The organism is Williamsia sp. 1135, from assembly GCF_002095395.1.
Classification (GTDB): domain Bacteria; phylum Actinomycetota; class Actinomycetes; order Mycobacteriales; family Mycobacteriaceae; genus Williamsia.
The window spans coordinates 119574-133497 of the sequence record NZ_MJEI01000100.1; the positions used below are offsets into that span (position 1 = coordinate 119574).

Annotated in this window: 11 protein-coding genes; 10 read left to right on the plus strand and 1 reads right to left on the minus strand. The window is 65.9% G+C overall.

The window, feature by feature from the left end:
* The first annotated feature begins 20 nt into the window (after window positions 1–20).
* Genes BFL43_RS19320 through BFL43_RS19330 form a run of 3 tightly spaced genes read left to right on the plus strand, consistent with a single transcriptional unit; the run spans window position 21 to window position 4479 of the window.
* Window positions 21–857 carry a CoA ester lyase gene (locus BFL43_RS19320; protein ID WP_168176682.1) on the plus strand — a complete coding sequence of 279 codons (837 nt, stop codon included), beginning with the start codon at window positions 21–23 and terminating at the stop codon, window positions 855–857.
* A gap of 20 nt (window positions 858–877) precedes the next feature.
* On the plus strand, window positions 878–2497 hold the full coding sequence (locus BFL43_RS19325; RefSeq protein WP_084894099.1) for an AMP-binding protein: 1620 nt from the start codon (window positions 878–880) through the stop codon (window positions 2495–2497).
* On the plus strand, window positions 2494–4479 hold the full coding sequence (locus tag BFL43_RS19330; RefSeq protein WP_084894100.1) for an acetoacetate--CoA ligase: 1986 nt from the start codon (window positions 2494–2496) through the stop codon (window positions 4477–4479). The genes BFL43_RS19325 and BFL43_RS19330 overlap by 4 nt, the downstream gene beginning before the upstream one ends.
* A gap of 115 nt (window positions 4480–4594) precedes the next feature.
* On the opposite strand, the gene BFL43_RS19335 is transcribed toward BFL43_RS19330, so the two are convergent.
* Window positions 4595–5020 (minus strand): MmcQ/YjbR family DNA-binding protein, encoded by a 426-nt coding sequence (locus BFL43_RS19335; RefSeq protein WP_206186712.1) that lies wholly within the window; start codon window positions 5018–5020, stop codon window positions 4595–4597.
* Between the two features lie 163 nt (window positions 5021–5183).
* Here BFL43_RS19335 and BFL43_RS28690 point away from each other — a divergent pair, with 163 nt between their 5' ends.
* The 7 genes from BFL43_RS28690 to BFL43_RS19375 all read left to right on the plus strand — a co-directional run bounded on the left by BFL43_RS28690 (window position 5184) and on the right by BFL43_RS19375 (window position 13911).
* Window positions 5184–6461: a DUF5336 domain-containing protein gene (locus tag BFL43_RS28690; protein ID WP_143695421.1), complete on the plus strand. Its 1278-nt coding sequence runs from the start codon at window positions 5184–5186 to the stop codon at window positions 6459–6461.
* Between the two features lie 167 nt (window positions 6462–6628).
* Entirely contained in the window at window positions 6629–8185 is a 1557-nt protein-coding gene (locus BFL43_RS19350; RefSeq protein WP_143695422.1) for a DUF6350 family protein, read from the plus strand.
* Window positions 8186–8256: 71 nt separating this feature from the next.
* Window positions 8257–8874 (plus strand): phosphoribosylglycinamide formyltransferase, encoded by a 618-nt coding sequence (purN, locus tag BFL43_RS19355; protein ID WP_240498366.1) that lies wholly within the window; start codon window positions 8257–8259, stop codon window positions 8872–8874.
* Window positions 8871–10448, plus strand: a complete 1578-nt coding sequence (gene purH / locus BFL43_RS19360; protein WP_084894106.1) for a bifunctional phosphoribosylaminoimidazolecarboxamide formyltransferase/IMP cyclohydrolase — start codon at window positions 8871–8873, stop codon at window positions 10446–10448. Before purN ends, purH begins: the two co-directional genes overlap by 4 nt.
* Window positions 10449–10641: 193 nt before the next feature.
* Window positions 10642–11205, plus strand: a complete 564-nt coding sequence (locus BFL43_RS19365; RefSeq protein ID WP_240498362.1) for a GNAT family N-acetyltransferase — start codon at window positions 10642–10644, stop codon at window positions 11203–11205.
* Between the two features lie 55 nt (window positions 11206–11260).
* Complete coding sequence (locus tag BFL43_RS19370) at window positions 11261–13090, plus strand: long-chain-acyl-CoA synthetase (protein WP_084894108.1); 1830 nt, start codon at window positions 11261–11263, stop codon at window positions 13088–13090.
* 92 nt (window positions 13091–13182) lie between these two features.
* Window positions 13183–13911 carry a sulfite exporter TauE/SafE family protein gene (locus BFL43_RS19375; protein ID WP_084894109.1) on the plus strand — a complete coding sequence of 243 codons (729 nt, stop codon included), beginning with the start codon at window positions 13183–13185 and terminating at the stop codon, window positions 13909–13911.
* The last annotated feature ends 13 nt before the right edge of the window (window positions 13912–13924 follow it).

Below are 13924 nucleotides of genomic sequence, written 5' to 3' on the forward strand. Positions count from 1 at the left end.
ACACCACAGGAGGAACCACGGTGACGAACTGGAGCCCACCCGGTCCGGCGATTTTGTTCTGCCCGGCCGATCGTCCGGAGCGATACGCCAAGGCCGCCGAGCGGGCGGATGCCGTCATCATCGATCTCGAGGACGCTGTTCGCGCCGAGGCCCGTGATGAGGCGCGCGAGGCGCTGATCAGCACGCCGATCGATCCGAACATCACCATCGTGCGGATCAACTCGGCAGGCACGGGCGATCATTTCAGAGACATCAAAGCGCTCGCTCAGACCGACTACCGCGTGGTGATGCTGGCCAAGGCGGAGAGTGCCGAGGAAGTCGCCGGCGTCGGGTATCAGGTGATCGCGCTGATCGAGACGCCGACCGGTGCCATGCACGCCGACGAGATCGCGGCGGCGCCCAATTGCATCGGACTCATGTGGGGCGCCGAAGACCTGGTCGCCTCCATGGGTGGTCGCTCGAGTCGTTTCACCGCCGCCGAGGACAACACCGGGCGCTATCGCGATGTGGTGCGTCAGGTCCGGGCGATGGTTCGGTTGGCGTGCGCGACGCATGGCCGCTTCGCCATCGACTCGGTGCACATCGAGATCGCCGACACCGCCGGTCTGCACGCCGAGGCGCTGGACGCGGTGAATCTGGGTTACGAGGCCACCGCGTGTATCCATCCGTCGCAGGTGGAGATCGTGCGCGCCGCGTATCGCCCGACCGAGGACGAGGTCAGTTGGGCCAGGGAAGTTCTCGAAGCCGCGGAGAACAACCCCGGGGGTGTTTTCAGGGTGGGGAATCAGATGATTGATTCGCCGTTGCTCGGTCAGGCAGAGGCGATCATGCGCCGAGCCGAGTCCATCGGCACCTAGAACAACCAGGAGCGTCGAAGATGAGCGAGTTGTCGTACACCCAGGGCGAGGCCACCCCGCCGCTGTTGACCGTCACCATCGGAGAATCGCTGCGGAAGACCGCGGAGACGTTCGCCGGCAACGACGCCGTCGTCGACGCGGCGACGGGACAGCGCTGGACATACCGAGAGTTCCGGGAGCGGGTACGCGCGCTCGCCGCCGGGTTCGCCCGCAGTGGACTCGTCCCGGGAGACCGGGTGGGGTTGTGGGCTCCCAACTGCGTCGAATGGGTGCTGACCCAGTACGCCACCGCCGAACTCGGATTGATCCTGGTCAATCTGAACCCGGCATACCGGCAGACCGAGATCGAGTTCGCCCTGAACCAGTCCGGCGCCCGCACCGTGATCGCTGCCCCCGAGTTCCGTGGCGCCGATTACGCCGGAATGCTCGCCGCCGCGCTCGAGAAGTGCCCGCAGTTCGAGGCCGCGGTGCTCCTCGGTTCGCCGGAATGGGCCGAACTGACCTCCGCACCAGACGAATCGGAGCTCTCGGAGCTCGATGCCGCGGGGGCTGCATTGTCGCCGGAGGATCCGATCAACATCCAGTACACCTCTGGCACGACCGGAAACCCCAAGGGCGCCACTCTGTCCCACCGAAACATCCTGAACAACGGCTACCTCGTCGGTGAACTCTGTAACTACACCGACGCCGACCGTATCTGCATCCCGGTGCCGTTCTACCACTGCTTCGGCATGGTGATGGGCAACCTCGCGGCCACCACCCACGGTGCCGCAATCGTGATCCCGGCGCCGGGATTCGATCCGGCACTCACACTCAAAGCTGTTGCGGCGGAAAAATGTACGAGTCTGTACGGCGTGCCGACGATGTTCATCGCCGAACTCGCGCTCAGTGATTTCGGTGACTACGACCTGAGCAGTCTGCGCACCGGGATCATGGCGGGCTCACCGTGTCCGGCCGAGGTCATGCGGCAGGTCATCAACAAGATGCACATGTCCGAGGTGTCGATCTGCTACGGCATGACCGAGACGTCGCCGGTCTCGACGCAGACCCGAGCCGACGACACGTTCGAGCGACGGGTGGGGACGGTCGGCCGGGTGGGTCCGCACCTGGAGATCAAGGTCGTCGATCCGATCACCGGCGAGACCGCACCACGGGGCGAGACGGGCGAGTTCTGCACCCGCGGTTACAGCGTGATGATCGGTTACTGGAACCAGCCGGACAAGACCGCGGAGGCACTCGACACCGACGGCTGGATGCACACCGGTGATCTCGCGGTGATGGACGCGGATGGGTACGTTCAGATCACCGGACGGATCAAGGACATGGTCATCCGGGGCGGGGAGAACATCTACCCCCGCGAGATCGAGGAGTTCCTCTACACGCACCCCGACATTCTCGACGCCCAGGTGATCGGAGTCCCCGATGAGAAGTACGGCGAAGAGCTGATGGCCTGGATCAGGCTCCGTGATGGCGTCACCGGCTTCACGGTCGAAGATCTCCGAGAGTTCGCCGACGGCAAGGTGGCCCGGCACAAGATCCCGAAATACGTGCACGTCGTCGACGAGTTCCCGATGACGGTCACCGGCAAGGTCCGGAAAGTGCAGATGCGAGAGCAGGCTATCGGCATACTCGAGGGGTGACGACAAGCGCAATCGAAGATTTTGCCGCCAGCGTCGGCGCCGAGCGTGGCCTCGACCTCGCCGGCTATGAGGCGTTGTGGCAGTGGTCGATCGAGCGCCCCGAGCAGTTCTGGCGTGACCTGTGGAACCGGTATGCGCTCACCCCGTCCGGTGGCACGGCGTTGGGGGAGTCCGACGAGCATGTCCTCGCTGACCCGGTCATGCCGGGTGCTCGCTGGTTCCCGGGAGTGTCGCTCAACTATGTGGACCAGATTCTGAGGCACACCGGCCTCCCGGGTGCTGCCATCATCGGGCTGACGGAGGACGGCGGTCGAACCGAGATCGCCTGGTCAGAACTCGCGTCGCAGGTGGCCGGGGTCGCGGCGACGTTGCGGGAGTTCGGGGTCGGGCGCGGTGACCGGGTCGTCGCCTATCTGCCGCACGTGCCGGAAGCCGTGATCGCGTTCCTCGCGACGGCGTCGCTCGGTGCTGTGTTCTCCGGTTGCGGGCAGGACTATGCGCCTGAGGGGGCCGCCGGCCGTCTCGCCCAGCTCAGGCCCAAGGTGCTGGTGTGGGCTGACGGCTACCGGTACGGCGGAAAGTGGATCGACAAGCGCAGTGACAGTGCCGAGTTGGCAGCGCTGCTCCCCACGCTCGCGGGTCAGTTGGTGGTGAGGATCGGCGATCAGCAGGCGCAGCCGAGCGGCGATCGACCCTCGGGCGGTGAACTCTCTGCCGCCGCAATCGAGTTCACCGCGGCGGCGGGCCGGCAGGCGGATCTGATCACCGAACCGGTGCCCTTCGACCATCCGCTGTGGGTCCTGTTCAGCTCCGGCACGACCGGTAAACCCAAGGGCATCATGCACGGCCACGGTGGAGTACTGCTCGAGCACCTCAAAGCCGTCGGCCTGCAAGGTGATATGGACTCCGGTGACGTGTTCTTCTGGCAGACCGCGTTGAGCTGGATGATGTGGAACTATCAGGTCGCGGGACTTCTCGTCGGGGCCCGGATCGTCTGTTACAGCGGACATCCCCTCTACCCCGATGCCGATCGGCTCTGGCAGGTCGTCGAGTCGGAGAAGGTCAGCTACTTCGGGACGAGCCCAGGGCAACTGCAGGCGTCTCGCAAAGCGAACCTGAATCCGGGTTCCGATCATGAGCTCGGTGCGCTCCGAACGATCGGCAGTACCGGTTCGACCTTGGCTGCCGACCTGTTCGTGTGGATCGACGAGCATGTGCGGCAGGGAATCCCGGTGTCGTCGATCAGTGGTGGTACCGATGTGGTCACCGCGTTCGCCGGCGGATCGCCGGGCATCGCGGTCGTTGCGGGAGAATTGTCGGTCCGCTACCTCGGGGTGGAGTTGGAGAGCTGGAGTCCGGATTGCACACCTCTGGTGGGAGAGGTGGGCGAGATGGTGATCACCACTGCGATGCCGTCGATGCCGGTGGGATTCTGGGACGACCCGGACGGCGAGCGCTACCGCGCGGCCTACTTCGACCATGAGTGGTCTGACGGACCGAGGCCTCATGTGTGGCGCCACGGGGATTGGGTGACGCTCACCGAGCGGGGTTCGATCGTCATCCACGGACGGAGCGACGCGACCTTGAATCGTAACGGGATCCGGATGGGGTCCGCGGACATCTATGAGGTCGTCGAGGGGATCGACCAGGTCTCGGAGGGCTTTGTGCTCGGTGTCGACGGCCCCGGCGGTGCCTACTGGATGCCGCTGTTCGTCACGCTGACACCGGGGTCGAACCTCGACGACGCGCTGATCGCCCAGATCCGGTCCGAGATCCGGGCCCGGCTGTCACCGCGCCATGTGCCCGACGAGGTGATCGTCGCGCCCGGCATCCCTCACACGCGAACCGGGAAGAAGCTGGAGGTGCCGGTGACAGCCATCCTCGCCGGACGATCTGATGTCGCGGTCGATCCACGCTCGGTCGACGACCCTGATCTGCTGGGGTGGTTCCGCGAGCGCGGTGCCGAACACAGCTGGATCTGAGTCCCGCGGGTGGTTGCGTTCAGTGCGCGTCAAATCGTTCACGTGGTGCCTGCGCACGTGATCCGATGGCTCGATGAGCATCGAGACCCGGCGCCGGGCCCCGGCGAGCGGGGGCCTACAGGCGGGCGCCCAGAGTCGGCGGCGCGAGCAACCGATAACTCTCCGTGACGAGTTCGGTGATCTCGGTCCAGTCGGTGTCCGATGCGATCAGCAGTCCGACCTCATCCCGTCGCCACGGCGTCGGGAAGTACGGGGCCCCGGCGTGACGCAGGGCCTCCAATTCATCGCCGGTGGAACGGAACATCAGAACGATCGCGGGCCCGGCGGTGCTCGCGGCCTTCGAGTAAGACGGGGGATGGGAGTCGATGATGTCGAGGACGTGCGCGAACGTGCGTCCGCGAACACGCCAGCGGACACCGACCCATGCCGCTTCGGAGTACGCCTCCGGGAGCGCGAGGGCGCGACCGTGGAGCAGCTCCACGACCTCGTCGAAGGCCGGTTGGCTGCGATCGTCAGTGCCGGTGTCACCTGCATCGTCCACGCCACCAACCGTAGTTCCGACAGATGACATGAGGACCTGGGACGGACGACGTCGCGGCGAAATCGGACCTTGTCGCCACCGGAGCATGTACTAGCGTGGTGCCCGACGAACAACAGGTCCGTGAATATCGAATGGGACTACACCCTCGAACGCAGGAGTGAACATGAGCTATCAACCCGGCGGGTCCGGCTACGGTTCGCAGCAGCCTTACCAGGGCGGCCAGTACCCCGGCGCAGGACAACCCGAAGCAGGCGGTCAGACGTACAACCAGGGATACGGCCAGCAGGGCTACGGCCAGCAACCGGCCGCGGGCCAGCAGGGCTACGGCCAGCAACCCGCAGGCGGCCAGCAGGGATATGGCGAGCAGCCGGCCCAGGGCTACGGACAGCAGGGCTATGGCCAGCAGGGCTACGGTCAGCAGCCCGCCGCCGGGCAGCAGGGGTACGGCCAGCAGCCGGCCCAGGGCTACGGACAGCAGGGCTACGGCCAGCAGCCCGCTCAGGGTTACGGACAGCAGGGCTACGGCCAGCCCGCCGCCCGCGCGCCTCAGGGTCTGCCCGCGGCGTTCGGGACCTACCTCATCTACGCACTCGGTGGGCTCGGGCTCATCAACTTCTTCCTCGGCTTCGCACCCGCTCTCGACGGTGACGACGCGCCGAACAACTTCGGCTGGTTCCCGGGAATCGGCCTGGTCGCACTGGCCATCGCCGGCCTGACCGCCGCGACGACATTGCTGCCGAACCAGACGGCAAAGGTCAGCGGAGCAGTAGCGGTGACCTCCGTGGTCGCGGCGCTGTTCCTGCTCTTCCACCTGATCACCGGTGTGGACATCTTCGGCGACTCCGCCATCGGGTTCATCCTGCTGCTCGTCTTCGGCTTCATCCAGGCCGCAGTCGCCGTGGTGTGGCTGCTGGTCGATTCCGGGATCATCAAGACCGGTCCGTCGGCCGCCGCGAATTCCGCGGTGAGCACCGACACGGGGGCGCTCAACACGGGAGCTCAGCAGACCGGGCACAGCCAGGGTGCGGAGCAGAGCACGAGCTACGGCCAGGCCGGCGGATACGGCGCCGCGTACGGTCAGTCCGCGACGGGCCAGTCCGCGCAGTCCGAACACAGCGGTGGCCACCAGGCTGCTGCACCCGGTCAGAGCAGCCCTGCCCAGAGCAACCCGTACGCGCAGGCGTCTTATGGCCAGAGCAACACCCCGGATTCACCTGCGGTGGGCCTGGGCAAGGCATCGGATTCAAATGCGTCCGATGCCACGACCGCGGTGCCTTCGAGCACTCCGAGCAGCCCCAGCACCCCGTCCACATCGAGCACCCCGGGCTACGGCGCGCAGCCGAGCACACCGAGTCCCTACAAGACCCCTGCCGCGGGCAGCAGTGCCGAGCAGAACCCGTACGGAGACCAGACGACGCAGTTCAAGTCGCCTGAGCACTGAGAACAGCTGATGCGGTTCTGACCCGCACACACGATCCGGGCATCGTCCCCGAGGAAACTCGGGCGACGGTGCCCGTTCTCGTGTGATTGCAGTTACGTTGCGGTGGATCGCGAATCGACCGGCGCGCCTGCAGTGCCGTTCGCCGGGCGAATGACACCCTGACAAGGGTGGCCAGCTCTACAGCGGAAAATCCTTCTGGGGACAATCTCGCTGCGCGTCTGAGGGAGATGCGCCGATCGCGGCGCGCTGCCGAAGCCGGCGCGGCGGATTCGGCCCGCGCCCTGGTCCGGCTGGCATTCGGGACCACCGCCGCCACGTTGCTGGTGCTGGTGATCGTGGTTTCCATCTTCTTGCTCGCCGTCGGAGACGGTCTCGGCAGCGTTCCCGCGACCGTCGCATCGATGTGGCTGGGCATCCATCAGGTCCCACTGACCGTCGGCGACGTGACACTCGGTGTGCTGCCACTTGCCCCCACCTTTGTGATCGTCGGGTTCACCGCCCGGGCGACCGCGCGCGCCACCGACATCGACCGCCCGCAATCGGAGGTCACGGCGGTGGTGCTGTCTGCTGTCGGTGGGCCACTGCTCGCCACAATTCTCTCGCTCGCCGTCCTGATGGATGCATCCACCGTGATGACCGTCCAGAGTCCTGATGCGCTCCTGGCGTTCGCTTGCACGTTCGTTGTCCAGCTGACCGGCGCGGTGATCGGCGTCGGATACAAGTGGTGGTCGACGATCGTGGTGCGGCTCGGGGTGCCGGCATGGGTGCTCAAGGGTGTGCGTTGCGGCGTCATCGCCGTGGTCGCGCTGCTGAGCATCGCAGCGATGCTCGTAGCCGTTCGGCTGGTGATCAACTGGTCTGTGGCCGGTGAATTGTTCGAGGCCGGTAACGGCTGGATCGGCGCAATCGGCCTGACCCTGCTCTCGGTGCTCTACCTGCCCAACGTCCTGATCGGCACGGCGGCCGCGCTGATCGGGGCGCCGGTGCAGGTGGGCGGCGCCCTGGTGGATCTCTTCGGCTCGCACGGCGGACAGGTGCCACCGCTTCCCGTGCTGGCGGTCTTGCCCGACGGTGGCGCCGGCCGTTGGAGTGCGCTGCTGCTGGTCTTCGTCGCGATGGTGTCCTTCGGCGTCGCGCGGCTGTGTCTCGACCTTTCCCTGCTGCGCAACATCCGGACGGTTGCCGTCGCCGCTGCGACATCGTCGCTGCTGGTCGTCGGGCTGGCGACGCTCGCCGGCGGGGATCTCGGTGTGCTGGGTGCGGTGGGAGTGAACCTTCCCGTGGTCGGCGTGTTCACCTTCGGCTGGGTCGCGGTGGTAGGTGCCGTCACGGCGCTCGGGTACAGCGCGTTGCCGGGGACCAGGCGTGCGAGGGCTGCCCTGGTCGGCAACCTCCATTTCGACGATGACCACGTCTCGGACGACGCATTCGAGGACGAGCCCGATCACGACGAGGTGGATCTGCCGCCGGCGGAACCCGAGATCGAATACCGGCACACCGCAGGCGACATCCGCGACGCCGCCGGTGAGGCGGATTCTGCTCCCGTCATCGACGGCTGGGACGCCGACGACTGGGTTGTCGATCTCGAGTGGGATGGGGCAGCTGAGGATTCGGTCGAGGACTTCGCCGACTGGAGCAGCGCCGGCAGCGCCCCGATCGCGCCTGCGGTCGACGGGGAGGAACTGGTGTCCACCGACGACTTCGGTACCCGGCGAACTCGCTGAAGTCGGGGCCATTAGGCTCGAATCTGCCTCACCGGCACTTCATCTCCGACCCGAGTTCGAGGAGCCCAGTCCTGGACGCCATCCCGTCTGCCGAATCGCTGACCGTCGTGATCCTCGCGTCGGGCACCGGGTCGTTGGCCTCTGCGCTGCTCGATGCCGTCGAAGACGACGAGTATCCGGCGACCGTGGCGGCCGTCGTATCCGATCGTGAATGCGCAGCGCTGAAATCGGCGGAGCGCCGCGGAGTGCCCACGACCGTCGTGCCCATGACCGACGACCGGGCAGAATGGGACCGCGCCCTGGCCGACACCGTCGCCGGTCATCAGCCTGATCTGGTGGTCTCCGCAGGTTTCATGAGAATTCTCGGTGCTGATTTCCTGGCCCGATTCGGTGGCCGCATCATCAACGCGCACCCGGCGCTGCTGCCGTCTTTTCCCGGTGCTCACGCGGTGCCGGCCGCTTTGGCGCACGGCGTCAAGGTCACCGGCTCCACCATCCATCTGGTGGACGAGGGCGTCGATACCGGACCGATACTTGCACAGGCGCCCGTCGCGGTGAATCCCGCCGACGACGAGATCACACTGCACGAGCGAATCAAGATGGTCGAACGGGTGCTGCTCGTCGCAGTGGTGCGTTCGATCGCCATCAAAGGTGTTGTCATCGAAGGACGAAAGGCTTACATCCCGTGAGTAATGACCTGCAGCGCAAGCCCTTTCGTCGTGCACTGGTGAGTGCGTACGACAAGACCGGGCTCGCCGAGCTGGCGAAGGGGCTGCACGCCGGTGGCGTCGAGATCGTGTCGACCGGGTCGACGGCGAAGAAGATCGCCGAAGCCGGGGTTCCCGTGATCGAGGTCTCCGACCTCACCGGATTCCCCGAGATCCTCGAGGGCCGGGTGAAGACACTGCACCCCACCGTCCACGCCGGAATCCTGGCCGACACCCGCAAGCCGGAGCATGTCGAAAAGCTCGCCGATCTCGGTGTCGCGGCCTTCGAGCTGGTCATCGTTAACCTCTACCCGTTCTCCGAGACCGTCGCGTCAGGCGCGACCCCGGACGAGTGCGTCGAGCAGATCGACATCGGTGGTCCGTCGATGGTCCGAGGCGCCGCGAAGAACCACCCCTCGGTGGGTGTGGTTGTCGACTCAGGCGACTACCAGGCTGTGCTCGCTGCCGTCGAGTCCGGCGGGTTCACGTTGGACGAACGCAAAGCATTGGCCGCGAAGGCTTTCCGCCACACCGCCGACTACGACACCGCCGTGGCGACGTGGATGGGTTCGGTGGCTGCACCCGAGGCCGACGGTGACACGATCTCGGCCTTCCCGGTCTGGATGGGCAAGACGTGGGAGCGGTCGTCGGTACTTCGGTACGGCGAGAACCCGCACCAGAGTGCGGCGCTGTATGTCAGCACCTCCGATGCACCCGGGCTCGCGCAGGCACAGCAGCTGCACGGCAAGGAGATGAGCTACAACAACTACACCGACGCCGACGCCGCATGGCGCGCCGCCTACGACTTCACAGATCCGGCCGTCGCGATCATCAAGCACGCCAACCCGTGCGGCATCGCAGTGGCTGACGATGTCGCCGCCGCGCACCGCAGCGCACACGCCTGCGACCCGGTGAGCGCCTACGGAGGAGTGATCGCCGCCAACCGTCCGGTCAGTACCGAGATGGCTGAGCAGGTGGCCGAGATCTTCACCGAGGTGATCGTGGCGCCGGGGTTCGAGGACGGCGCCCTGTCGGTACTCACTCGTAAGAAGAACGTCCGGGTGCTGCTCGCGCAGCCGCCGCAGCGCGCCGGGGTCGAGTTCAAGCCGGTGTCGGGCGGCCTGCTCGTGCAGCAACGCGACATCTTGGACGCGGCCGGCGACGACCCGGCGAACTGGCAACTCGTCGCCGGTGATCCGGCAGACGACGCCACCCTTGCCGACCTCGTATTCGCATGGCGGGCTTGTCGTTCGGTGAAGTCGAACGCGATTCTGCTGGCCTCCGACCGCGCCTCTGTCGGAGTGGGCATGGGCCAGGTCAACCGCGTCGACTCGGCCCATCTGGCCGTGACCCGGGCAGGGAAGCGGGCAATGAACAGTGTGGGCGCGTCCGATGCGTTCTTCCCGTTCCCCGACGGTCTGCAGGTCCTCATCGATGGTGGCGTGAAAGCCGTTGTGCAGCCTGGCGGTTCGATTCGCGACAACGAGGTCATCGGTGCCGCACATGACGCCGGCATCACCCTGTACCTCACCGGCGCGCGCCACTTCGCCCACTGACCCGAACCCGGAAGTGGTGGGTTCCGGCGAGTAAAACCCCAGGTGGGCCTCGCCACAAGCCACCACTTCCGGTGGTGCCCGCCGCCGCTTCGCCCAGCAACGTGGTCGGATCCTGCATTACCGACCCGACGTTGCGCGGTTCATCGGCTATCCGGCAGACCCAGATGCTCAGGACTGGCACGATCTGGCTGAATTGGTCGGTCCGGGCGTCGAGTTCACGCTGCGCAACTACACCGACGATCCGACGGATCCGGTCCACCTGGTGCGCAGGTTCGAGGTCGTGCAGATGACCGGCGAGGACATCAGGGCCGCCGCCGCCGACCCCGCCGCCGGTGTCGAGGTCCTGGGTGACGCTGACGTGCCGCAGATGCTGGACCTCGTCGAGCGGACTCGGCCCGGACCCTTCTTCGCGTGCACCATCGACATGGGCACCTATCTCGGAATCCGACAAGGCGGCAGACTCGTCGCGATGGCGGGTGAGCGGATGCATCCGGCGGGCTGGACGGAGATCAGCGCTGTGTGCGTCGATTCGGGCTATAGGAAACGCGGGCTCGCGACGACGCTTGTCGGTGCCGTGGCCGAAACCATCCGCGCTCGTAGGGATGTGCCGTTCCTCCATGCGTCATCGATCAACCACGACGCGATCGCGTTGTACGAGTCGATCGGCTTTCGCCACCGCGCGGCCGGTGCTGTCGGTCATGCGGTTCGGCGATCCCACCTGACTGAAGTGAACCCGACGTCATTTCTTCTGCGTTAGGGTTGCTCCACGGTGCGGATGGGCTCGGTAGTCGCCGGACACAGGGGAGCGCAGAGTGGTCAGCAAGGCAACGGGCGGGGTCGGCGAACACGGCGCCGAGAAATCGGTTCGCGAGGAATCCAGCCACACCATCGGACTGCGCGAACTGCTGGCCGGGATCGCGGAGATGCGACACGATCTTCCGTCGATCGCGCGAAGTCTGCCCGCTCTGGCCGATCACCGGCGATCGCGGAAGATGACCATCGGCAAGCGGTTTCAGCAGGTCGCGGCCACACACTCCGAACGGCCGTTCCTGCGGTTCGAAGGCGAATCCATCTCGTATGCGGAGGCCAACCGCACGGTCAACCGGTACGCGGCGTTGCTCACGGCCCGTGGGGTCGGGGCCGGCGATGTGGTCGCAATCTGCTCACAGAACAAGCCCGGCATCGTGCTTGCGATGCTTGCCACCGTCAAGCTGGGTGCGACGGCGGGCATGCTCAACTACAACCAGCGCGGCGAGGTGCTGACGCACAGTCTCGGGTTGCTGAAGGCGACGATCTTGCTCGTGGACTCCGACGTCTGCGATGCATTCGATGCGGTGCCCGAGGCTGCGTTGCCGGCGACGACCCTGAGTTTTCTCGACCTTCACGAGGAATCACTCGGTCTGTCCGATCGCAACCCGTCGATCACGGCGAAGCTGCCTGCCTCGACCACAGCGTTCTACATCTTCACCTCAGGTACCACCGGGATGCCGAAGGCGAGCGTGATGTCCCATTCACGGTGGCTTGCCGCGATGTCCGGAATCGGCGGTGTGGGAATACGTTTGAGAAAAGACGACACGATGTACGCATCGCTGCCGTTCTATCACAACAACGCGCTGACGGTGTCCCTCGCGTCGGTGCTGACCAGTGGCGCCTGTCTGGCCATCGGAAAACGCTTCTCTGCCTCCACCTTTTGGGACGACATCGCACTCAACAAGGCGACCGCATTCTGTTACATCGGTGAACTGTGCCGGTATCTGCTCGCGCAGCCGCCGTCGCCCGCGGACCGTGAGCACTCTGTCCGCCTGGTGGTGGGCAACGGTCTACGTCCGGGCATCTGGGATGAGTTCACGCAGCGGTTCGGGATCTCGCGGGTGGTGGAGTTCTACTCGGCCAGTGAGGCGAACATCGGGTTCATCAACCTGTTCAATGCGGCGAAGACGGTCGGATTCTGTCCGCTGCCCTACGAGATCGTCGACTACGACCCTGATACCGGTGAGCCGCTGCGAGGGGGCGACGGCCGGTTGATCAAGCTACCCAAAGATGCTGCGGGACTTCTGGTGTCGCAGATCAGCAAGCGGGTTCCGTTCGACGGGTACACCGACCCCGAGGCGTCGTCGAAGAAAGTCGTCACCAACGCGTTCAAAGACGGGGACCAGTGGTTCAACACCGGCGACCTCGTTCGTGGGCAGGGGTTTTCGCACATCCTCTTCGTCGACCGGCTCGGTGACACCTTCCGGTGGAAAGGTGAGAACGTCGCCACCACGGAGGTCGAGAGCGTGCTCGACGGATCCGGGCAGGTGGCGCAGTCGGTGGTGTTCGGTGTCGAGGTGCCCGGGACCGATGGAAGAGCGGGCATGGCGGCCATCATTCTCACCGGCGGCGAGGCGCTCGATACCCGGGCACTGGCCGACCACCTCAGCCGGCAGTTGCCCGCCTACGCCACGCCACTGTTCGTGCGAGTGGTCGACGAGCTGGCACACACCTCCACCTTCAAGAGCGTCAAGGTCGCGTTGCGGGACGAGGGCTATTCCGAGACCGGCGACGACGAGGTCTATGTGTTCGTCGGCGGTACAGACGGCTACGTGCCGTTCTACGACGGATACGCGGGTGAGGTCGCGGCCGGCACCCTGCCGCGCAAGTAGTCATTCGCCTGACCGTTTCGCCGAGGCGTGAGGCATTCGGTCCGCACCGCCGGTGCACGACCCATCCCACGGGTGGGGTAGGTTTCGGCGTTGTGGCAGAAGTGGCGTTCCTCGTTGTCGCCGGCTTCTTCTCCGGCGTGGTGGGTTACGTGACCGGTATCGCCTCACTCGTGAGCTATCCGGCTCTGTTGCTGGTGGGTCTGCCGCCCATCACGGCCAATGTCACCAACACGGTTGCGTTGATCCCGGTCGGCATCGGGAGTGCGACACAGGCTCGTGCGTCGATCACGTTCGACCGCAGACTCGGTCTCCTTCTCGGCGCGGCCGCAGCGGGTGGTCTCGTCGGCTCGGTGGTCCTGCTGCTCACCCCGGCGACCACGTTCGAGGCCCTCGTCCCGTATCTCGTTGCGTTCGCAGCGCTTGCGGTGTTGTGTCAACCGCTGATCAGGCGGCTTTCGGGCCACCGCGAGGCTCCGACGGTGTTCGGGATCGGTGTCTTCGTCATCGGGATATACGGCGGCTACTTCGGCGCCGGTGCCGGGATCATCTTCATGGCCCTGGCGTTACTGGCCACCGGACAGACGATGTTCCAGGCGACGCTGCTCAAGTCGCTATTGTTGTGCGCGTCGAATCTCGTTGCGTCGGTGGCGTTCGCGTTCTTCTTCTCGATCGATTGGGTGGCGGCGGCGAGCATGGGCATCGGCTGCCTCGCGGGTGGGTGGATCGGACCACCCGTCGTCGCCCGGTTACCGGTCTCCGTGCTGCGCACCGCCATCGCGTTCAGCGGCTTCGGGCTCGCGATCTGGCTGGCATTCCGTTAGTGGGCCGACTTTC